The sequence below is a fragment of the Blastomonas sp. CCH1-A6 genome, from assembly GCF_001556365.1.
In the GTDB taxonomy this organism is placed as follows: Bacteria; Pseudomonadota; Alphaproteobacteria; order Sphingomonadales; family Sphingomonadaceae; genus Blastomonas; species Blastomonas ursincola.
The window spans coordinates 1-22,393 of record NZ_LSIS01000251.1 but is presented as its reverse complement, the minus strand read 5'-3'; the positions used below and the strand labels follow the sequence as shown (position 1 = coordinate 22,393).

The window sequence follows — 22,393 nt, the reverse complement described above, 5'->3', positions numbered from 1 at the left end:
CCAGCAGCACCTAAATCTCCACCGAAAATTACACCACGAGCGCGGACGCTAACCCGGCATAACCTCATCAAGCGATGTCCGAGCGCACTCGAAGTCGCCTGCGGAATTCGATCTTCCGCTTTCGACAGGTCGTAGAGCGCAACTATCTGAGACTTCGCGAGGCTTTTGATAGCGGCCGTATCGCGGGCTGCTTCCGCGAAATTGATCGAGCGCATGTGCTCTTCAACGCCTGGTACATGCGCCCGAATGAAATAATGGGTTGAGCGCTTTTGCTGAAAATCCGTGTGGACCTTCCCTGCCTTTGAGCCGACCCGCTGGACAGCAAAGTCTGCTTGATCTTCTGTCGTGAAGTCAAAGTCGCAATGAGTCGTCTCCGTAGGGCGAAGTGGTCGAAGCTGATCGCAGCGGCGCCAGATTTGGAAGACCGTTGGTGCATCAAACGAAACCGATCCGTATATGTACGCATCCTTCGGTACATCTGCCTCATGAAGCAGGTGGAAGTGGCGGTTAAACCGGTTCTGCACGGACGCCTTACGCGCCGACCGCGGCAAAATCATAGCAACGATGTCGGCCATTTCCGCTGCATGGTTGAAAAATTCCACGCATGAATGCTTCCCGCTTCCCGAAAAAGGTGGATTTCCCACGAATGCTAAAGGCCTGTCGCTGTAAATTTCGAGATTAAAGAAATCGGCCCACCAAATGCGCTTGTCGCGTGGGTCGATGTCAAAGCCAATGCTGCCGGCCGGGAACAACCGCAGGAAGGCAGCGGCACCAGCCGTCGGTTCGACAATCAGATGGTTGCTCAGGTCGACCTGGTTTTTGAGGAGCCGAAACAGCGTCTCAGCGATTTCTGGCCGCGTATAATATTGGCACAAGTTTTGCTGAGGTGTCGCCGCGGCGGTCTGGGCGGGAAACGGGCGGATGCCTGCTCCAGCCAGCATCGTGACGAATACAGCCGTGCTGCGAGTTTCGGTGACAACTGCATGCACAGAGATCACATCCGGCGCCGACCTTGCGTCGGCTAGCCACTTGCTCTGCTGTCTATTCAGTGCCCCGGGGAGATTCATCACAATGGTGACGACCGGTGGACGGCTGTGTATCCACGCTTGACGAATGTGATTGCTAACTACGTTCAGCAATCTTAGGGACAATGAGTAACCAAATGTGCAAATTTTTGATACGAACTCCGAAATAGGCTTCCGTCGGAGCTTATATGCATATAAGTTCCGTTGCTCTGATCTATGGTGTGCAGTGACGCGCGCAAGGTCGCGGCGAGGGGTAGGATCGCAATGGCGCGATGTCATTGATTTTAATAATCGCCATAAGCGGATTAAAAGGTTAATTATTAACGACGATATTGGCATTCTAAACTCCTTTCAGGTTAATGAAAGGATTTTAGGATTGGTTATTGAATTCAAAAAGGTGATTTTATAATAAAAGTGCGTTGTGTCCCAAATCGAGACGCTAGAGGAGGGTTAATAGCTATTTTACGACGAAGGCTTCATGGCTAGCCGCGTGATGTGAATAACGGGCTTATTGATTGCTCGGAGATTTTCTCATCGTGACGGTTAAACCGATAGCTTCGGAAGGCGCTTTGAATAGTATCCACGTTCGTACCATGAATGATAACAGCCGTTTTCGCGGGGTCCGATCATTCCTGATCGACACATCGGGCTATGGGCAATCTGCGGTTGCTTGATGTCGGGTACCGGGTGCGGGTAGTGAATTGCAGCCATCCAATGTGCCGTCGGCCATGCCATCATTCGACCCAACATTCGCCCTTACTGCGAGGCGCTGAGCGTGTCGGTTGTGTTCGAAACAAGACGTTAGGAAAAATAGGCTAAGAAGTGAAATGGCCAACGAACTCGAGCGCTCCCAACGCCTTGCAATCCTGATTGATGCGGACAATGCATCGCCGCGGATGGCAGCGGCGATCTTTGAGGAGATCGCCGCCATCGGCGAGGCAAGCGCCCGGCGCATTTATGGCGATTTCTCGGGCACGCGGCTAAAGGGATGGTCTGAGGTGCTGGCCACCTACGCGATCATCCCCCACCAGAATTTCGCCAACACGGTCGGGAAGAACGCTTCGGATATCGCGCTGGTCATTGATGCGATGGACCTGCTCCACAGCGGCAGATTTGACGGGTTCTGCCTGGTCTCGTCCGACAGCGACTTCACGCGGCTTGCCGCTCGCATCCGGGAGCAGGGCCTCGACGTCTACGGCTTCGGTGAACAGAAGACCCCTGAAAGCTTCCGCCGAGCATGCAAGCGGTTCATCTACACCGAGAATCTGCTTCCCCCAAGCGACGGGATGGTGCTTTCCGGAATAGACACCGGAGTAAACGGGGCTCCGGGCGGATCATCCAAAAGGCTTCCTACCGCGGCGATACCGCACATTCGGACCGCCCTTAGCCAACTTGATGATGTTGACGGCTGGTACTTTCTTGGGGCGGTCGGCACGCGGCTTGCAGCCCTGATGCCTGATTTCGATCCTCGCACCTATGGATGCCCGAAGCTGCTGACGCTTATTGAGAAGTCGGACGCTTTCGAGATCAGGCGCGAAAATTTGAAGGTTTACATCCGGCCGAAGCAGGCGCCTTCGCCCAGGCCAAAACAGTCTGACTGACATTCCGCATGGAAACACTGCAATAGAGGTACGCAACGAGTTCCTCGTCGTTTTCCAGATTGTTATGGCAGACTTCTCTGCACAGCTCGGCGCGATCGGACGATGGGCTGCCAAGCAGCAGAGTCCGCGATTGTATCATGGGGTCAGCTGCCGCGAGACGAACCGCGCCAAGCCCTCTTTTGCGACTGAAGTTCGCCAGGGTCGGCTCCCGCCCCAGAATCGGTCGTTGCCATGATCTGGCATCATTGTCTTCTCATGCCAAAAGCTGCCATCCAGACCGTCTTCATGCGAGCTTGCACAAGCTGCCAATGCTGCACTGCACAATTGCCTTGAAATCGACGTTTGCTCCGTGCACTGCTAACGCCATGCGGATCGCCATTGTCGATGAAAGTGCCAGTCGTGCGGCCGTGATCCGTGAAGGGCTTGCGACCTTAGAGGATAGTGAAATCTTTGTGGTGACCGAGCGGCGCGGTTTGGTCGCCCGGATCGGTGAAATAGCGCCCGACATCGTCCTCATGGACCTCGGCAACCCCTCGCGCGACGTGCTGGAGGAGTATTTTGCCGTGAGCCGGGTGCTGGGCCGCCCTATCGCCATGTTTGTCGATGAAAGCGACGACGAATCAATTGCGGCCTCGGTGGACGCGGGCGTTTCTTCCTATGTCATCGATGGACTTGCACCGCATCGTATCCGGCCAATTCTCGATCTTGCGGTCAGGCGTTTCAACGCCTTTGCGCGGCTCCAGGCCGATCTTGCCGAGGCGAAGGGCAAGCTGGCCGAGCGTGAACTGGTGGACAAGGCCAAACGCATCCTGATGGATAGCCGCTCCCTAACCGAGCCGCAGGCCTATACGGAACTGCGCAAGGCCGCGATGAACCAGGGCAAGCGCATCGTGGACATTGCCGAGGCGGTCGTCACTGCGCATCATCTGATGGGAGGGAAATGATGGCGGCAACCTTGGCCCCTCGAGAACTGACCATCGGCTTCCTGCCGCTGGTCGATGCGTGCCTGCCGATCCTGGCCCTGGAGCATGGTTTTGCGGAAGCCGAGGGCCTGTCATTGCGACTGGTGCGCGACATGAGCTGGGCAACGGTGCTTGACCGGTTGCTTTACGGCCACAGCGACGCTGCCCATCTTGTCGCACCGCTGGCGATTGCCACGGCGCTGGGGCGCGGCCGCCCGGCACAGCCACTTTCGGTACCGTTTGTTCTGGGCCTCAATGGCAATGCGGTGACCATGCGGCCAGACCTTGCACGGGCCGTCAATCCAGCTGGCGGGCTTGGCGACCCCGGTGCCGTGGGCGCAGCGCTGAAGGCGCATATCGCCGCCACCGGGCAACCGCTGAGGCTGGGGGTCGTCCACCGATATTCCAGCCACAATTACATGGTGCGCTACTGGCTTGCGGCCTGCGGCATACGCCCCGATCGCGATGTCGAAATCACCACGGTCGCCCCCCCATTCTGCGCCGATGCGCTGGAATTCGGCGAAGTGGATGCAATCTGTGTCGGTGAGCCGTGGAACAGTGTGGCGGTGGAACGCGGCGCTGGCGAGATTGTCCTGGCGACCGCGCAGATATGGCGGCGCGGAGTGGAAAAGGTGCTGGCCTTTCGCGAACCTGTGATGGAGGAACGGCGCAGCGAAACAGAAGCGCTGATCCGCGCCTTGCGCAAGGCGGGTGAACATTTCGTCGATCCCGCGAATCTGGATGCCAATGCGGCAATTCTGGCGCAGAGCGAATATCTTGACGGCGATGCCAGGCTGATCCGTCGCGCCATATCCGACCGGCTGTTGCTGTCGCAGGGTGGCGAGGTGTTGCATTATCCCGATTTCATGTTCCAGCATCGCGAGGCAGCAAACTTCCCCTGGGTCAGCCAGGCCGAATGGCTGTACAGCCAGATGGTGCGCTGGGATGGCATGGAGTTTGATGCTGGCGATGCCCGCAAGGCGGCGCGGGTGTTTCGCCCGGATGTCTACCGCAGCGCACTATTGGGGACCAAAGACCCGCTTCCCGGTGCCAGTTCGAAGGTCGAGGGAAGCCTGTTGAAGCCCACTTCGGTGAGCATGCAACAGGGTATCATCACTCTGGAAAACAATAGTTTTTTTGATGGAATCCCGTTCGATCCGATGCTGCTGGAAGCCTATATCGCCGGGCAGCGATACGAGTAATATTTTGCTGCGATGCAAAAATCGCTTGCCGAACAAGGTGCGAATCACTTAGCTTAGACCTCGCAGCAGGATGGTGCCTTCCAAGGATGGGGGGATAGACCACCGCCCGGCATATCATTTCCATTGCGTGGCAAAGTCGCCGCCCAGACCTTCTCCTGTGGGGATGCGTTCGGGCGGCTTTTTCGTGTTTGCCATGCCGCATTCAAGGGGTGGGTTACATGAGCGGACGAAAATTCTTCAGCCGGCGCGCGATTGTTGCAGCGTTGATGGCGAGCATCGCCGTGGCTGGCTGCGGCAAAGGTGGCGATGCGCCGACAAAGCCCGCCGCTTCCGCAAGCGGCCTGGAAAAGCCCGCGCTAAAGCTTGGCTTCATCAAGCTGACGGACATGGCACCGCTTGCCATTGCGCAGGAAAAGGGCTTCTTCCGCGAAGAAGGGTTGAGCGTGACGCTCGAGCCGCAGGCAAACTGGAAAGTGCTGCTGGATGGCGTGGTTGGTGGCCAGCTTGATGGCGCGCACATGCTGGCGGGTCAGCCCATTGCCGCAGCGGCTGGCATTGGTGCCAAGGCGAAGCTGATTGCTCCGATCAGCCTCGATCTCAACGGCAATGCCATCACGGTGTCGAACAAGGTATGGGGCCAGATTGCACCCGGCTTGCCAAAGGGACCGGATGGCAAGGTCAAGCACCCGATTTCGGCAGCAGCGCTCAAGGGCAAGAACCTGAAATTCGGCATGGTCTTTCCCTTCAGCCCGCACAATTACGAATTGCGCTACTGGTTGGCGGCGGGCGGGATTGAGCCGGGCTATTATCTGCCGGGCGACACGGCTGGCACGACCTCGGCGCAAATACAGATTTCGGTAACACCCCCACCGCAGATGCCCTCCACGCTCGAGGCCGGAACGATCGACGGCTATTCGGTGGGCGAGCCATGGAACCAGGCGGCTGTGAAGAAGAAAATAGGTGTCCCGATCATCACGGACGAAGAGATTTTCAAGGGCAATCCGGAAAAGGTCTTTGGTCTGACCGAGGAGTTTGCTGCCAAGAACCCCAAAACGGTCAAGGCCTTGCTGCGCGCGATCATCAAGGCGCAGCAATGGCTGGATGCAGAGGGCGGCAAAAACCGTGCCGAGGCAGTCAAGATACTGGCGATGCCGCAATATGTGGGCGCAGATGCAGAGGTCATCGGCGCGAGCATGACCGGCAAGTTCACCTTCGCGCCCGGCGACACGCGTCCGGCCCCCGATTTCAACGTGTTCTTTAACCAGTTCGCGGGCTACCCCTTCTATTCTGATGCGGTATGGACGTTGACCCAGATGCGCCGTTGGGGCCAGATTCCCACCGACAAGCCGGACCAGTGGTATTTCGACACGGCCAAGGCCGTCTATCGTCCCGATCTGTACCTGGCTGCGGCAAATGAGCTGGCCGAAAAAGGCGTGATCCCCAAGGCGGCCATTCCAGTGACGGATGGCTACAAGCCGGAACAGTCAGGCTTTATCGATGGCCTGACGTTCAACGGAAAGCAGCCGAACGCCTATCTGGCCAAGTTCACCATCGGTCTCAAGGCCGGACAGAAGGTCACGCCTGCGGGCGTCAAATGAGCCGGGAGCAGATACGATGACCGCGATCGCATTGCGCAAGGACGAATTTGTCGGCACCCAGACCGAAGACGCGGAGTACAAGGCCGCACTTGTACCCGAAACAACAGCGGAGGCCGGTTTGGACACTGTCACCAAGCCTGAAAGGACGTTGCCGTTGGGGATCAAGCTGCCCTCGGGCCGCGAGGCGTTTGATACGCTATGGCCTCCACTGGCCGGGATTGGCGGTTTCCTCATGCTCTGGGCGCTGCTGGCGCCGTTGGTCCAGACATCGCTTGGCACCTTGCCCGGACCCGGTGATGTATGGGGCGCGTTTCTGGGCCTGCTCGATGAGGCGGCTGCATCGCGTATGGCTGCACAGGAGGCGGTTGCCGCAGGCTATGCCTATACCGGCCCCCCGACCTTTATCGACCAGATATTCACCAGCCTTGAGACCGTGGCAGCAGGGTTCACCCTGGCCACGCTGTTTGCAGTGCCCCTGGGCCTGGTCGCGGGCATGTCAAAGCGGGTCAATGCGGCCATCAACCCATTGGTGCAGGTGATGCGGCCGGTCAGTCCGCTGGCTTGGCTGCCCATCGTCACGATGGTAGTCTCGGCCTCGGTGACCAGCGATGATCCGACCCTGGCCAAAAGCTTTATCATCTCTGCGGTCGTTGTCATGCTCTGCTCGCTCTGGCCGACACTCATCAATACGGCCATCGGCACCGCCAGCATCGACAAGGATTTAATCGCCGTTGGCCGGGTGCTGCGCCTGGGCTGGTTTGCCAAGCTGCGGCGTCTCGTGCTGCCTTCTGCCTTGCCCTATATCTTTACCGGGATGCGCCTGTCGCTCGGCACGGGCTGGATGGTGCTCATCGCAGCAGAAATGCTGGCCCAGAATCCCGGCCTGGGCAAGTTCGTCTGGGACGAGTTCCAGAACGGCTCTGAAAAGTCGCTGGCGCGGATCATGGTCGCCGTGGTGGTGATCGGGCTGATCGGTTTTGCGCTCGACCGTGTGATGATGGCGCTCCAGGCCATTGTCAGCCGCAACCGCGCCGTCTGAGGAGGAACGCAGATGGCTACTATCCTGTCACTCAAGGATGTTCGCAAGCGCTATACCGGCAAGAATGGCGGTGTCAGCGAGGTGCTCGGCGGCATCGACCTCGACGTGGAGGAAGGTGAATTCATCGCGATCCTGGGCTTTTCCGGCGCGGGCAAGACTACGCTGATTTCCGCGATTGCAGGGCTGGTGGAGCCAGATGCCGGCCAGATATTGCTGCATGGCAAGGCGATCGACGGACCCGACAAGGATCGCGGCCTTGTGTTCCAGTCCTATTCGCTATTCCCTTGGCTGACGGTCGAGCAGAATGTGGCGCTGGCCGTCGATGCCGTCCACAAGGACCGCAGCCGGGATGAGCGCGCGGCGCTAGTGCGGCAGAAGGTCGAACTGGTCGGCCTGTCCCATGCGATGGAGCGCAAGCCTGCGCAGCTTTCCGGCGGGATGCGGCAGCGCGTTTCGGTGGCCCGCGCCCTGGCCATGGAGCCAGAAATCCTGCTGCTGGACGAGCCGCTTTCGGCGCTGGACGCGCTGACCCGCGCCAAGCTGCAGGATGAGATCGACCGCATTCGCGAGGAAGAGAAGCGCACCATCATCCTGGTCACCAACGATGTGGACGAGGCGCTGCTTCTTGCAGATCGCGTGGCCGTGCTGACGCCGAGCCCTGCGGCCAGGATAGGCAGGATTTTCCCGGTGGCGCTGCCGCGCCCCCGCGATCGCGAGGCAGTGAACGACAGCGCGGAATATCAGCAGATGCGCGCAGAAATCGTGCGTTATCTTGGCGATCTTGCAGGCGTCAAAGCCGCAATGGGCACCGATTTCGGCCAATTGCCCAATGTCACGCCGCTCGATCTTGCACCGCCGCCCAAGGCTTATCAGGATGCGGCAAAAAAGGGTTCGACACGGCGCTACATGGAGTTCTGGAAGCTCCACAAGGTCTACCCCACGCCAAACGGGCCGCTGACCGTGGTCGAGGATTTCAACCTGCTGATGGACAAGGGCGAGTTCATTTCGCTCATCGGTCACTCAGGCTGTGGCAAGTCGACCGTGCTGACCATGGCAGCGGGGCTGAACGAGATCAGCAAGGGCGGTATCATCCTTGATAATCGTGAAATCGATTTTGCCGGACCAGACAAGGCGGTGGTCTTCCAGGCTCCCAGCCTGATGCCATGGCTGACCGCGCGACAGAATGTCGCTTTGGGGGTTGAGCGGGTCTATCCGCACGCAACCCGCTCCGAACGCCGCGAGATCATCGACTATTATCTTGATCGCGTGGGGCTTGCCGATGCCAGGGACAAGATGGCGGCGGAAATGTCCAACGGAATGCGGCAGCGTGTCGGCATCGCCCGCGCCTTTGCCCTTTCCCCGCGGCTGCTGCTGCTCGACGAGCCGTTCGGCATGCTGGACAGCCTGACGCGCTGGGATCTGCAGGACGTGCTGGTCGAGGTTTGGAACCGCACCAAGGTGACGGCCATCATGGTGACGCATGACGTGGACGAGGCGATCCTGCTGGCCGACCGGGTGGTGATGATGACCAACGGCCCGAATGCCACCATCGGCAAGGTGCTGAAGGTGGATCTGCCCCGCCCGCGCGACCGCAAGGAATTGCTCAAGCACCCGGATTTCTATGCTTACCGGCAGGAAGTGCTGCGCTTTCTGGCCGAATATGATCACGGGCCAAAGGCCCATGCCGCCTGAGCAGGCGAGCCGATAGAGAGGATGCCTGATCGGCCCTTATGAGGGGGATCAGGAGGGAAATATGAAAAGGACTGTGATAACGGCGGCGCTGCTCGCGTCGTCGATCGGCTTCGCGCACCCTGCGTTTGCGGCCGGAACACCTGCTTTTGGCGACCCGGTGCCGGTAGGGGAAGGGCTGACGCTCGATCCCATTATCGATGCGCGGCTCCGCTATGAAGGCGTTGACCAGCCGACGGTGGATGCCGATGCGCTGACCTTGCGAATGCGCACGGGGCTGGAGCTTCACCATGCACCTTCGCACCTTTCGATCCTGGTCGAGGCGGAAGGGACGCTGGGGCTGGTCAACGACTATAATGCCTTCCCCTTTCCGCTCCCGTTGAGTTCACAGCGGCGACCGCAATTTGCCGTGGTAGCCGATGGCGAGAGCATCGATCTCAACCGTGCACAGATCATGTACAAGGTTAAGAACTTCGCGCTGACGCTGGGGCGACAGCGGATCAATCTTGATGACCAGCGTTTCGTCGGTTCGGTTGCCTGGCGGCAGAACGAACAGACCTTCGATGCCGTCCGCGCAGAAGCGACCATCGGGCCGGTCAGCCTGGATGCGACCTACGCAATCCAGCAAGATACGATTTTCGGGTCCGAGGCCGGCCCGCGCCGGGCTTTGGACGGTGATTTCGCGTTCCTGCAGGCCAGTACGAAACTGGGCCCGATGACGGCCAAGGCCTTTTCGTACATCATCGATTATGATGAAGCCCTGGCCTTCGCCAATTCCTCGCAGACTTATGGCGGGCGCATTTCGGGTAGCGTACCGCTTTCCAAGGCGGTCAAGCTCAACCTGCTGGCAAGCTATGCCCGGCAGCAGGACATCGGTCGCAATCCGGTCGCCTATGAAGCGGATTTCGTGCTGGGCGAGCTGGGGCTGGGCTACCAGGGTTTTACCCTGACTGGCGGCTATGAAAAGCTGGGCGCGGACAAAGGGGCAAACAAGGCCTTTCAGACGCCGCTGGCAACCTTGCACAAGTTCAACGGTTGGGCCGACCTGTTCCTGACAACACCGGGCAATGGCCTTGAGGACAGATATGTCACGCTTGCCAAGCAGTTGCCCAAGGTCAAGCTGGTCCAGGGGCTGAATGCGATGGTCACCTACCATGATTTCCGCAGCGATGTCGGCAATGTGCGGTTCGGCACTGAATGGGATGCCAGCGTTGGATTCAAGACGAAAAAGGTCGGCTGGCTGGTGAAATATGCCAATTACGACGCCAACAGATTTGGCGTCGATCGCCAGATATTGTGGTTGCAGGCAGAGATCGTGCTCTGATCGTCTGTTCCTCCATCCTGGTCCCTGCCAAAGGAGTGCGCCACCCCCCTCTTCGGGCGGATAGTGCGATGGGCCAGGCTGAACTTGCCGCAAGGTGGTTCTGGCAGGGACCGGGATGACTGTGCTGCACTGCAAAATAAACACTTGCAGTGCAGCGGCAGAATCGGTTAGCCTTGCAGCCAGTGGTTATAGCGCCGCCCAATGAAGGGCGAAACCGCGTGAGACCTTAGATTACAACATCGCGTGGCAATGTCGCCGCCCAGACCTTCCCAATCGGGATGCGTTCGGGCGGCTTTTTCGTGTTCGCGCGCCAGACCGAGGAAGACCTGAGTGAACGCGCCTTCAATCCGGATGGAAAAGGACCGCACAGCGACCGCAAAAGAGCGGCTGGTGGTGATCGGCAACGGCATGGCCGGGTGCCGCGCGGTCGAGGAAATGCTGGCCCGGGACCCTGCGCGCTTTGACGTGACGATCTTTGGCGCGGAACCGCGCGTGAATTACAACCGCATCATGCTGTCGCCGGTGCTGGCGGGCGAGAAGGCGTTCGAAGACATCATCATCAATGGCGAAGACTGGTATGCCAAGAATGCGATCAAGCTTGTTTCCGGCGATCCAGTGGTCGCGATCGACCGCGCCAGCCAGACCGTGGTCTCGCGATCAGGCCGGGTCGAGCCTTATGATCGCCTGCTGATCGCCACGGGTTCTGATCCGTTCATCCTGCCAGTTCCAGGCCACAACCTGCCCGGCGTGGTGACCTTCCGTGACCTGGACGATGTCGACAAGATGCTGGCAGCAGCCGACCGGGGCGGGGCCGCCGTGGTGATCGGTGGCGGCCTTCTGGGGCTGGAGGCCGCACACGGCCTTTCGCTGCGCGGCATGAAGGTCACTGTCGTTCACCTGATGCCGACACTGATGGAGCGGCAGCTGGATGAGGCGGCGGGCTATTTGCTGAAGACCGAGCTGGAACGGCGCGGCCAGACGATCGTCACCGGCGGCGATACTGCGGAAATCCTTAGCCATGATGGCCATGTTGCGGGTGTGAGGCTTAAGGATGGGCGCGAATTTGCGGCCGACATCGTCGTGATGGCAGTAGGCATCCGCCCGGCCAGCACCCTCGCCAAGGCAGCGGGGCTAGAGGTGGATCGCGGCATAATCGTCGATGACCATATGGTCACCAGCGACCCTGCGATCATGGCCGTGGGCGAATGCGTGCAGCATCGCGGAGCCTGTTACGGCCTTGTCGCCCCGCTTTGGGAAATGTGCCGCGCGCTTGCCGATGCGGCCTGTGAGACGCCTTCGGGCTATGAGGGATCGGTGACCTCGACCAAGCTCAAGGTTTCGGGCATCGACCTGTTTTCTGCCGGAGACTTTTCGGGCGGCGAAGGCGCAGAGGACATCGTGATGCGCGACGCGGCGCGCGGGGTGTACAAGCGCGTGGTCGTCAAGGACAACCGGCTGGTCGGCGCGGTCCTCTATGGCGATACGGCGGACGGAAACTGGTATTTCGATTTGCTGAAAAAGGGCGAGGATATTTCCGTCATCCGCGAGGCGCTGATTTTCGGTCAGGCCTTTGCCAGCGGAGGTGCCCTGCTGGACCCTAATGCCGCCGTTGCAGCGCTTTCCGACGATGCGGAAATTTGCGGCTGCAACGGCGTTTCGAAAGCCCGGGTGATAGAGACCATCGCTTCGGGGGCATGCAGCCTTGATGCCGTGCGGAGCGGTTGCAAGGCATCGGCCAGTTGCGGAAGCTGCACTGGCCTCGTGGAAAGCCTGTTGACGCTGACCTTGGGGGGTGAGGTTCAATCAGGCCCCAAGACATTGTGCAAATGCACCAGCTTCAGCCATGATGACGTGCGCCGCCTGATCCTTGAAAAGAACCTGCGCGCCATCCCCAGTGTCATGCAGGAACTGCATTGGACCACGCCCGACGGATGTTCCTGGTGCCGACCTGCGCTCAACTATTATCTGCTCTGCGCATGGCCGGGCGAATATGAAGATGACCAGAAGAGCCGTTTCGTCAATGAACGGCTGCACGCCAATATACAAAAGGACGGCACCTATTCTGTCGTCCCGCGCATGTGGGGTGGCCTCACCAACCCGCGCGAGCTGCGCGCCATTGCCGATGTGGTAGAAAAATACAACGCCCCGATGGTCAAGGTCACGGGCGGCCAAAGGCTCGACATTTTTGGAATCAAGAAAGAGGATTTGCCTGCCGTATGGGCGGATCTAAATGCCGCAGGTATGGTTTCCGGCCACGCCTATGGCAAATCGCTGCGCACGGTAAAGACCTGTGTCGGCAGCGAATGGTGCCGCTTTGGCACCCAGGATTCGACCGGACTGGGCGTCAAGATCGAGCGCATGACCTGGGGGTCATGGATGCCGCACAAGTTCAAGATTGCCGTCTCTGGCTGCCCCAGAAATTGCGCCGAAGCCACGATCAAGGATTTTGGGATTGTCTGCGTCGATAGTGGCTATGAGCTGCATGTCGGCGGCAATGGTGGAATCAAGGTTCGTGCTACCGATTTGCTGTGCAAGGTGGCGACCGAGCAGGAGGCGATGGACGTCTGCGCCGCCTTTATCCAGCTCTACCGCGAACAGGCGCACTATCTGGAGCGCACCGCTCCCTGGATCGAGCGGGTAGGCCTGGACCATGTGAAGGCGGGCCTGTTCGATGACCCAGGCAGCGTCCAGCGTCTCGCCGCCCGGTTCCGCCATTCGCAGACCTTCTGCCAGGACGATCCATGGGCCGAACGTGCAGCTGGAAAATATGCAGAACTGCACCAGCACCTTGCCGAAGTGCGACCGCTAACCTTCGAACCGCAAGCGATGGAGACCGTGCGATGATCGGCGAATGGCTTGATATTGGCCCGGTGGAGCAAATTGCCCCCGGCACAGCCCGCACCCTGCCGGTACGCGGTGCCGATGAAATAGCGGTTTTCCGGACGCAGAACAACGAGTTCTACGCGCTGGTGAACAAGTGTCCGCACAAGCAGGGGCCGCTGTCGCAGGGCATCATCCATGGCAATGTCGTCACCTGCCCGCTGCACAGCTGGAACATATCGTTGCAAACTGGCGAGGCTCTGGGCGAGGACAAGGGATGCGTACCGACCATCCCGATGCGGGTTGATGCAGGGCGCATGTATCTGCTGCGCGCTGCCGTGGTTGGGCAGCAGGCGGCTTGAGTCAGGTTCGCACCACCTGCGCCTATTGTGGCGTCGGCTGCGGCATCAGCGCCGAGATTGTTGGCGAGCGCTCGGTCACCATCAAGGGTGACAAAGACCATCCTGCCAATTTCGGCAAGCTGTGTTCCAAGGGCACGCACCTGGGCGAAACGGTCGGGCTGGACGGGCGCTTGCTGGAGCCCATGATCGGCAACCGGCACGCGAGCTGGGATGAGGCGCTCGATCTGGTTGCCGGCAAGATGCGTCAGTGCATTGCAGAACATGGACCGGACAGCGTGGCCTTCTATGTCTCGGGTCAGTTGCTGACCGAGGATTATTATGTCGCCAACAAGCTGATGAAGGGCTTTGTCGGCAGCGGCAATATCGACACCAACAGCCGCCTGTGCATGGCGAGCGCGGTTGCCGCTCATAACCGCGCTTTTGGCGAGGATGTCGTCCCGGTCACCTATGACGATCTGGACGCGGCGGACCTCATCTTGCTGGTGGGATCGAATACCACCTGGTGCCATCCGGTGATCTGGCAGCGCATCGAGGCGGCACGCGACAGGCGCGGCACGAAAATCGTGGTCATCGACCCGCGCCGGACCGAAACAGCCGAACAGGCCGACCTGCATGTGCCCGTCCTTCCTGACGGCGATGTGGCGCTTTTCAATGCGCTAGGCGTGGAAATGGCACGGCGCGGGCTGGCAGAATACGAACTGACCGACGGCGATCCTGGCATCGACGCGGATATCTTCAGCCAGCTTGCCGATCTTGTCGCATCGCACCCTAAGATGGTCACCGTGTTTTCGATGGGGGCCAACCAGTCGGTCGCGGGGACCGACAAGGGCAATGCGATCATCAATCTGCACCTTGCGACCGGTCGCATCAATGCGCCTGGCATGGGGCCATTTTCCATGACCGGACAGCCCAATGCCATGGGCGGGCGCGAAGTCGGCGGGCTGGCCAATATGCTGGCCTGCCATCTGGGCTTCTCCGACGCAGAACGCGCCGATGTCGCCGCCTTCTGGCAAACGCCGCGCCTGTGTGAAAGGCCTGGCCTGAAAGCGGTGGACCTGTTCCGTGCGGTGCATGATGGCCGGGTAAAATTCCTCTGGGTCATGGCGACCAATCCGGCTGTGTCGATGCCCGATACAGGCTTTGTCCGCGAGGCGCTGGCACGATGCCAAACCCTGGTCGTCTCGGATGTGCTTGCACACACCGATACTGCCGGCTTCGCCCATGTTCGCCTGCCCGCGCTGGCGTGGGGCGAAAAGGACGGGACGGTTACCAATTCAGAACGCCGCATCAGCCGCCAGCGGGCGCTTTTTGATGCGCCGGGAGAGGCACGGGCGGACTGGGCGATCATCGCCGATGTCGCGAAGCGGATGGGCTTTGCCGGATTTGGCTGGACCAGTGCGGCAGGGGTCTTCCGGGAATATGCGGCCATGACAGCGCTCTCGGTCAAGCATGGCAAGGTGCTGGACCTCACGGGCAAGGCAGGCGTTTCGGACGCCGAATATGCAGTGATGGAACCGTTTCTCTGGGGCGGGCACCATCCCATGGCGGGCCGCAAGATGCAGCAGGTGCCGGTCGATGTGCGCCGCCGGCCTGGCGATCCCGACTTCCCGCTAAGGCTCAACACCGGGCGCTATCGCGACCAATGGCATACGATGACGCGCACCGGCCTTTCGGCCACCTTGTCTCAGCATCGGCGCGAGCCATTGCTGGAGGTTCACCCCGGCGATGCCGCTGCGGCTGGTTTGGTGGAGGGCGCTCTGGCCAGGGTGGTGACAGCGTCGGGCGCATCCATATTTCGCGTCCTGGTGACCGATGCGCAATCCAGGGGCCAGGCCTTCGTGCCGATGCACTGGAGCGACGCCATGGCAAGTGGCGGACGGAGCAACCTGCTGCCGGATCAGTCTGTCGATCCCGTATCCGGCCAGCCGGGGTTCAAGAACAATGCATGCCGGGTCGAGCCGGTTGAGAGCGATTGGCGCGGCTTTCTGCTGCGCAGCGATGCTATTGCTCCGCAGGGCCTTGTGTGGTGGAGCCGTTCGGCTGTCGCCTCGGGCTGGCTTTACGAGCTTGCGGGCCAGGGTGCGGTGGACGCAGACGCGCTGCTGCCGCCAGGCGAACCGGTGGAAGCTGTTGACACGGCGCGCGGTATGCGGCGGCTGGCGGTGCTTGATGCGGACGGGATGCTCAAGGCGGCGCTGTTCGTGACCCGCAAGGGACAATTGCCCGCGCGCGAGTGGATTTCCGGCCAACTAGGCGCGCGCGGTGCGACGCTGCCCGAACTGCTTGCCGCCCGGCCCAGCATGCCCGCGCCTGATCGCGGCCCTGTGGTCTGCGTCTGCCATGGCATCGGCGAAAACCAGATCGCAGCCCTGGTTGCGCAGGGCGCAGACAGCGTGGCCGCGATTGGCCAGGCCTGCGGTGCGGGTACGAACTGCGGATCCTGCCGCCCCGTTCTGGCCAGAATGCTGCGCGACTGGACCGACACATGCAGGGAGGCTGCAGAATGAACGACTTTCCTTCAGGCATGGTGTGGCTGGTCGGTGCCGGCCCGGGCGATCCCGAATTGCTCACCCGCAAGGCAGAACGGCTGATCGGCATGGCCACGATCGTGTTTCACGATGCGCTGGTCGGGCCGGGCGTGCTCGAACTCGCCGCTTCGGGTGCGCGGCTGGTGCATGTCGGCAAACGGTCAGGCAGGCATTCCAGGGACCAGCAAACCATCGACCGGATGATCGTCGATGCCGCGATGGCTGGCGAGCGGGTGGTGCGTCTCAAGGGCGGTGATCCTGCGATCTTCGGCCGCGCGACCGAGGAATTGAGCGCTTGCCGGGCAGCAGATGTGCCGGTGCGCGTCTGTCCTGGTGTAACCGCGGCCAGTGCGGCAGCGGCCAGCCTCGGGGCATCGCTCACGCTGCGCGGCCTGGCACGCAAGCTGACCTTCGTGACCGCGCACGTCCGGGCTGGGCAGGAACTGGACCTGGATTGGGCAAAGCTGGCCGATCCGGAGGCGATGCTTGCAGTGTACATGGGCAAGGCGGCTGCGAGCGAAGTGTCGGGCCAGTTGATCGCAGCCGGACTGGCCGGCGATACCCCTGTTGCGCTGGTCGAATCCGCCAGCCTGCCAGAAGAGCGCCAGTTCCATACCCGGCTCGATCTGCTGCCATTGGTTGCACGCGCTGCGTTGGGCGATGGACCCGCGCTACTGCTCATTGGCACTGCAATCCAGGCAGATGTTGCAAAAAATACACTCGCTTCGAGCAGCTGCCCTACGTCCGGCCTGGCCTGCACTTTTGGCATCAAAATGGGCATCAACCGATCACTATCCGCGAGCCGCCCGCCCTTGTAACGCTCGAGGTATTCGTAGCGGCGTTCATACCAAGCCAGAAGCTGGATTAGGCGGCTTGAACGAGTCCAACCGAACCTGGCGGCGGGTTTTCAGCTGCATTGCCAAGGCGCATGATTGGATTCCTTGATTGCTTCCCCTGGTACAATTCTGCAGCCGGATCTGGCCACCGTCGCGCAGCTTGCAATCCATCTCAAGAATGAACAGCGTGCGATCGCGCAGGCAAGACGCGACTGTCGGCTTTTGGTTATACCTGCCGCAGAACATATCGCGCGGGACCGTCCGAAAAGTCCCACGAAACGCCATTCCGCTCCCGGCAGCATTCGCCGATAACCATCATAAAACGTCAAGGCGAAGCTGCCGAATACGCCAACGGGTTTCAACTGTCCGCCATCGCGGCATCAGTTCGTGTACCTCATTTCGCCACAGCGTCCTGGGTCAATTCCGGCGCCGCTGGCGCAAAGCGGGACAACGCCTCCTTGAGCGCCTTTACCTCGCCCCTCAGCGAAGATGCTTGTGCCCGCTCAACCTCAAGCTTTCGATAGAATCGCTCCTTTGCCCCCTGCGCTTCGACAAGCTCTTCCTCAAGCCTGGAGTTTAGCTGCATCACAGAATCAAGCTCGGCCTTCACAGCGTCCAGCTCGATAAGCTTGGCCTCGAGGACTGCGCGCTCCTCGTTACGAACACGGTTCGCAGCTTCCTGAACCTTGTTGGTAATCACCATCAGAATGGCGGCCAGATCGTCATCGTTGAAGGCCGCCGGGATGACCGCCTTCGTTGCGTGAACCCGCCACTGGCGGAGGTGATTGACGATGGTTGTCAGGCTACCCGTTTTGGTCTCTTCGCGAATCATGATGGCTGAAATCTGGTCAGCCTTGACGCCTGCTGCCACGAGTCTGTCAGCGACGGCCGCAACTGTATCGTACTGTATTCCTCGCGCTTGGCTCATTGCCCCGGCTCCACCGTATTCATACGTATACATATGGATACGTATGCCGTTTCAATACAATGATGCAGGCTGCCAGCTTTACGTTAAGAAGCTGTCAAAAATAGCTATTTTGGCGATTTAGGCCGAGGCTCAGGTGCCTTTTGACGCCGTCTCTCTGGCAGAATACCGTGCCGCTTTGGCCCTTTTGATCGAATTTGTGATGGGAAAACAGTTTTCTCAGGTTCGGTCAGAAGGACTAAAATGACCAATATACCGAATACCGCTCCGCCGGAAGCTTATGGCAAGGACAGTGATGAATGGAGCATCCGCGTGCTCCTGCCTGCCGCGCGTCTGGAACACTTCATCGTCCGCAAACAGGCAGTTGAGCCGCTCTCAACAATCGCGGTGATCGACACTGAAACAACCGGTACCGACCCAGCGCGAGACCAGATCATCGATCTCGCGTACGTGATCCTGCGGGTTGATGCGGTCGGCGATATAATCGACGTCATTGCTGCACGGCAGGCACTCTGCGATCCGGGCATGCCGATCCCAAGCCGCGTTCGCCTGCTCACCGGGCTTACCGACGCTGACGTGCGTGGCAAGTCGATCGATCTTGACCTCGTCGAACAGGATTTTGGACAGGTTGACGTCTTTATCGCGCACAATGCTGCCTTTGACCTGTCTTTTCTACGCCACCTGCTCCCCTGTACCGCCGGGTCCGCCTGGGCCTGCTCGTTGTCCGATTTCGACTGGCTGGCCGATGCGCAGCTCGACGGCCGCGCATTGGGACATCTGCTGTATCAGATCGGTTTCTACAATTCGGGGCACCGCGCGCTCGCGGATGTGATCAGCTTGATCCATTTGCTGGCTTACCCGCTGCCAACGGGTCAACCGGTGCTCGGTGCATTGCTCGCCAACGCTGCCAGGCAGAGTTTTCGGGTGGAAGCGACCCGCGCTCCCTTTGATGCGCGGTCGATCTTGAAGGCCCGCGGCTACAGGTGGGATGCACGGCACAAGGTTTGGTGCATCGAAGTCTCGGAGCAGAATCTTGACGCAGAGATTCTGTGGATCGAGCGCCATGTCACGCCTTTCGGTCCGGCACCCAGGGTAACCCCAATCACCTGGCACCAGCGGCATCGCTGAGGCTGTGGCCGTGCCGCACGGCGGCATGGCCAACCCCTGTAGAAGAAAACTGAGTGAGCGTCCTGTGAGAAGGGAAAAGCTCATCAAACTCAAAAAAGGAAACGATAATACCATGATTAAACCCAACCAGCGTCAGCAGAACCAGCTTCATGCTCTCCGCCAGGCCCTGGGCCTGCCGCCCTACCGGCCTGTCAACGATGCCATCGCGTTCAGCCTCGGCGCTCCGATGGATGTTGCATACTCCATTGAACTCGCGCATTTTGCTGCGGAACGACAGAAGGACTGCATCCACATGGCATTCGCCCATGCGGGTGCGAAGCGCGCCAGCAATTTCTCGGTCGTCTTTCGCGAGATCGGCAACGTGGATATCATCCGCAGCTGCGTGCCTTATGCCGAGTCCGACGATGCACCGGTCAGGCTCGTGAGCACCAGCGGGCAGGGGCAGTTCATGGTCGATGCAAGGGGCAGCCTTCAGCGCATCGCGGGACTTCCGGATGCGCTTGGTGCGGGTCATAAGCGCGCACTACGCCGCATCCGCCAGATCGCCGCACGCATGGGCGACGCTGGGGTGCCCGGGAGCATGGCGATGGACACGGACGCCGCGTTGCTGGCCGAGTCTGGACCCCGCGAACCGGTGATCTGCATCCGCTGAGATCCGAACCGGGGCACGGGCCCTCAACGCAGCAACACGCAAGCCAAAGGCCGTCCCAGGGGCGGCCTTTGGCGAATCTGGAAGATCCAAACAAATGATCAAATTCACGTTCTACGATATCGAAACAGCCTGGGATGACGATCTGCACGCAGCATACTGCTCCATCGAACGCCGGGTGAAAGCCCGGGTAAGGATGGCAAGCAGGCGGGTCTTTGCAGCCGCAGCATTCGACGTCACACTCCACAGCGATGGCGCGATCTGCTTCGAGAGGATGGCGAGCTGGACCGAATACACCCATGGGGATGAGCAGGCCGTGGTTCGCGGCCTGTTCGACCATCTGCGCGCAGTCCCGGACAATATTGCCACGGCTTTTGGCAGTGTGGCGATGGACCTGCCGATCCTGACGCTCGCCGCTATGGAACACGGCCTGCCACTGCCGACCCAACTGCTGCTGCGCAAGCAGGTTCCCAAGCGTGGGCCGATCCGGCCGCATCTCGATCTTGGGCTGCAGCTGAAGGCGACAGGCAAATCCTGGACGCACCTCAGCGAGGTGCTGATTCGCCTGGGCCTGCCGGCGACATTGATGCAGGGCAAGAAACGGGTCGCGTTTCCGACCGATTCGGCTGGCTGGGCCGCTGCCCGTGCGCATTGCGAGCTCGACACCGCGCTGCTCGCCATCGCGACCATGGCTTGGCAGCGGTCCCAAGGTCAGTGCAGCCTTGATCCCAGGATCGCCAGCCTGGTCATTCTGGATTGGTTGCGGCGCAACCGTCCGCTGACGCCCGCGATGCAGGACAAGCTTGCTGCAATCTGCGCAGCGATGTCGGGGCAGTTGGCGGACCAGCTCATGCCCGCCGCCTGAATGACCGGGGCCGGGGGAGGGGACTCCTCCGGGCCTGTCAGGACAGGTTGTAGGACTGCTGCAGCAGCGGCTTGCACCGCTCGAAATCATCAAGCGACGATATGCTGATCTCAAGGTCACCCGTTCCAACGTGGCCGATCTTTCGCACGTCGCGCGTAAATCCCGGCTCGAGCTGCACCGTGTCGGGATTGACCTTGACGAACACCAGCAGCTTCTTCGCCTGGTTGCGCAGTTCGACGCTGGCAAAGTTCTTGATCCGCCGGAACGCGATGTAGAAAGCCGTGGTCCTGGTATCCACATCATCCCCCAGCGCGAGCATAAAGTCCGCCAGCAGGTGATACAGATCCAGCAGCTCCTGCGGTGCTTCCTTCATCTGTTCGGTGATCGTCTGTCCGTCGTCAGAACATTCGGCACAACTCGCGGCGTAGATTAGCGGAGTGCGGACCTCGTCAGGGGGTTGATGTTAGGCGGCGAACTTGCGGTGCTGCAAGCGCCGATGTTCGATGGTCTGTCGCTTGATCCTTTCGCGCAGTTTGATGATTGCCGGAGCCCTGCCGAAGTAGGCGTCGGCAGGCGTCACATTGGCCAGGCTCTCGTGGTATCGCTGGTGATTGTAGTGCTCGACGAAGGCCTCGATGTGAGCTTCGAGGTCGCCGGGCAGGAAGTAGTTTTCCAGCAAGATGCGGTTTTTCAGGGTCTGGTGCCAGCGCTCGATCTTGCCCTGGGTTTGGGGATGACACGGGGCGCCGCGGACATGGCTCATCTTCCGGGCCTCGATGTATTCCGCCAGCTCACCCGCGATGTAGCTGGGGCCATTATCGCTGAGTAGCCGGGGTTTGTGCAGCACCGTGGCGCTGTCGCAACCAGAAGCCGCCAGGGCGAGGTCCAGCGTGTCGGTGACGTCCTCGGCTCGCATGTTGGTGCACAGCTTCCAGGCGATGATGTAGCGCGAGAAGTCGTCGAGCACGGTCGACAGATACATCCAGCCCCACCCGATGATCTTGAAGTAGGTGAAGTCGGTCTGCCACATCTCGTTCGGCCGCGTGGTTTTCGTGTGGAACTGATCGGCAGCCTTGATCACGACATAGGCCGGGCTGGTGATCAGGTCGCGGGCCTTCAACAGGCGGTAAACCGTGGATTCCGACACGAAGTAGCGCTGCCCATCGGTGAAGCGCACGGCCAGTTCCCGGGGGCTCAGCTCAGACTGTTCCAGCGCCAGCTCGATGATCTGGTCGTGGATGCCCGCCGGGATGCGGTTCCACACCCGGCTCGGCGCCGATGGCCGATCTTCCAACGCCTCCGGCCCGCCTTCGAGGTAGCGATCATACCAGCGGTAGAATGTCCGACGAGGGATGCCGAGTTGGTCCAGCGTGCGCTTGGCCGACAGGTGCGACTGCTCGACGGTTCTGATGATCTCGAGCTTCTCGGATGCGGGATACCTCATTCGTCGTTGCCCCCATCCGCGATCATGCTTTTTTTGAGCAGACGGTTTTCCAGTGTCAGATCGGCCACGCATTCCTTCAGGGCCCGGGTTTCGCGGCGCAGGTCCTGGACCTCTCCGGTGGTCGCGGCACGGGCGGTGTCGCCGGCCAGGCGGCGCTTGCCAGCTTCCATGAACTCCTTCGACCAGGTGTAATACAGGCTCTGGGCAATGCCTTCCTTGCGGCATAGCTCGGCGATGCTGTCTTCCCCGCGCAGGCCATCCAGCACGATGCGGATCTTGTCCTCGGCCGAAAAGTGGCGCCGGGTCTGTCGGCGGATGTCCTTCACTACCCGCTCTGCTGGGGCCTTGGCGGGCGATTTTACATTGGAGGATCTGGGCTTCATCTTCGTTCCTTCG

Annotated in this window: 18 protein-coding genes; 14 read left to right on the top strand and 4 right to left on the bottom strand. The window is 60.4% G+C overall.

The features are described from left to right. The coding region (locus tag AX735_RS12250; protein WP_156447493.1) for a hypothetical protein at positions 1-998 on the bottom strand (998 nt) is incomplete at its 3' end. Positions 999-1,852: 854 nt separating this feature from the next. Here AX735_RS12250 and AX735_RS12245 point away from each other — a divergent pair. The 11 genes from AX735_RS12245 (at position 1,853) to cobA (ending at position 16,968) form a co-directional block, all read left to right on the top strand. Then, positions 1,853-2,626, top strand: coding sequence for an NYN domain-containing protein (locus AX735_RS12245; RefSeq protein ID WP_066280477.1), 774 nt, complete (start codon positions 1,853-1,855; stop codon positions 2,624-2,626). 365 nt (positions 2,627-2,991) lie between these two features. Beyond that, positions 2,992-3,570: an ANTAR domain-containing response regulator gene (locus tag AX735_RS12240; RefSeq protein ID WP_060977577.1), complete on the top strand. Its 579-nt coding sequence runs from the start codon at positions 2,992-2,994 to the stop codon at positions 3,568-3,570. Further along, entirely contained in the window at positions 3,570-4,790 is a 1,221-nt protein-coding gene (locus tag AX735_RS12235) for an ABC transporter substrate-binding protein (RefSeq protein ID WP_060977594.1), read from the top strand. The genes AX735_RS12240 and AX735_RS12235 overlap by 1 nt, the downstream gene beginning before the upstream one ends. 218 nt (positions 4,791-5,008) lie before the next feature. After that, the gene (locus AX735_RS12230) at positions 5,009-6,388 is read left to right on the top strand and encodes a CmpA/NrtA family ABC transporter substrate-binding protein (protein WP_060977578.1); all 1,380 of its coding nucleotides are present in this window, start codon (positions 5,009-5,011) and stop codon (positions 6,386-6,388) included. Positions 6,389-6,404: 16 nt separating this feature from the next. Then, positions 6,405-7,427 (top strand): ABC transporter permease, encoded by a 1,023-nt coding sequence (locus AX735_RS12225; protein WP_082730687.1) that lies wholly within the window; start codon positions 6,405-6,407, stop codon positions 7,425-7,427. Positions 7,428-7,439: 12 nt separating this feature from the next. After that, entirely contained in the window at positions 7,440-9,119 is a 1,680-nt protein-coding gene (locus AX735_RS12220; RefSeq protein ID WP_060977579.1) for an ABC transporter ATP-binding protein, read from the top strand. A gap of 61 nt (positions 9,120-9,180) precedes the next feature. Continuing rightward, on the top strand, positions 9,181-10,440 hold the full coding sequence (locus AX735_RS12215; protein WP_060977580.1) for an alginate export family protein: 1,260 nt from the start codon (positions 9,181-9,183) through the stop codon (positions 10,438-10,440). Between the two features lie 351 nt (positions 10,441-10,791). After that, positions 10,792-13,284 (top strand): nitrite reductase large subunit NirB, encoded by a 2,493-nt coding sequence (nirB, locus tag AX735_RS12210; protein ID WP_060977581.1) that lies wholly within the window; start codon positions 10,792-10,794, stop codon positions 13,282-13,284. Next, complete coding sequence (gene nirD / locus AX735_RS12205) at positions 13,281-13,622, top strand: nitrite reductase small subunit NirD (RefSeq protein ID WP_060977582.1); 342 nt, start codon at positions 13,281-13,283, stop codon at positions 13,620-13,622. Before nirB ends, nirD begins: the two co-directional genes overlap by 4 nt. Beyond that, positions 13,619-16,129, top strand: coding sequence for a nitrate reductase (locus AX735_RS12200; RefSeq protein ID WP_060977583.1), 2,511 nt, complete (start codon positions 13,619-13,621; stop codon positions 16,127-16,129). Before nirD ends, AX735_RS12200 begins: the two co-directional genes overlap by 4 nt. Continuing rightward, positions 16,126-16,968 (top strand): uroporphyrinogen-III C-methyltransferase, encoded by an 843-nt coding sequence (gene cobA / locus AX735_RS12195; RefSeq protein WP_082730688.1) that lies wholly within the window; start codon positions 16,126-16,128, stop codon positions 16,966-16,968. The genes AX735_RS12200 and cobA overlap by 4 nt, the downstream gene beginning before the upstream one ends. A 412-nt stretch (positions 16,969-17,380) precedes the next feature. On the opposite strand, the gene AX735_RS12190 is transcribed toward cobA, so the two are convergent. Continuing rightward, entirely contained in the window at positions 17,381-17,914 is a 534-nt protein-coding gene (locus AX735_RS12190; RefSeq protein ID WP_066210273.1) for a DNA-binding protein, read from the bottom strand. A gap of 240 nt (positions 17,915-18,154) precedes the next feature. On the opposite strand from AX735_RS12190, the gene AX735_RS12185 reads away from it, so the two are divergent. From AX735_RS12185 to AX735_RS12170, 3 genes are all read left to right on the top strand, one after another. Next, positions 18,155-19,039 carry a 3'-5' exonuclease gene (locus AX735_RS12185; protein ID WP_060977585.1) on the top strand — a complete coding sequence of 295 codons (885 nt, stop codon included), beginning with the start codon at positions 18,155-18,157 and terminating at the stop codon, positions 19,037-19,039. Between the two features lie 10 nt (positions 19,040-19,049). Further along, positions 19,050-19,691 carry a hypothetical protein gene (locus AX735_RS25160; RefSeq protein WP_137775479.1) on the top strand — a complete coding sequence of 214 codons (642 nt, stop codon included), beginning with the start codon at positions 19,050-19,052 and terminating at the stop codon, positions 19,689-19,691. A 94-nt stretch (positions 19,692-19,785) separates the two neighbouring features. Beyond that, entirely contained in the window at positions 19,786-20,553 is a 768-nt protein-coding gene (locus AX735_RS12170; RefSeq protein ID WP_060977588.1) for a hypothetical protein, read from the top strand. 37 nt (positions 20,554-20,590) lie between these two features. Here the strand turns inward: AX735_RS12170 and AX735_RS12165 are convergent, their stop codons facing one another. Then, positions 20,591-20,926: a DUF5655 domain-containing protein gene (locus AX735_RS12165; protein WP_178084021.1), complete on the bottom strand. Its 336-nt coding sequence runs from the start codon at positions 20,924-20,926 to the stop codon at positions 20,591-20,593. 90 nt (positions 20,927-21,016) lie between these two features. Further along, a protein-coding gene (locus tag AX735_RS12160; RefSeq protein WP_409592734.1) for an IS3 family transposase occupies positions 21,017-22,380 on the bottom strand; the annotation gives its coding sequence in 2 pieces (ribosomal slippage) (positions 21,017-22,030 and positions 22,033-22,380; 1,362 coding nt in all). Positions 22,381-22,393 lie beyond the last annotated feature (13 nt).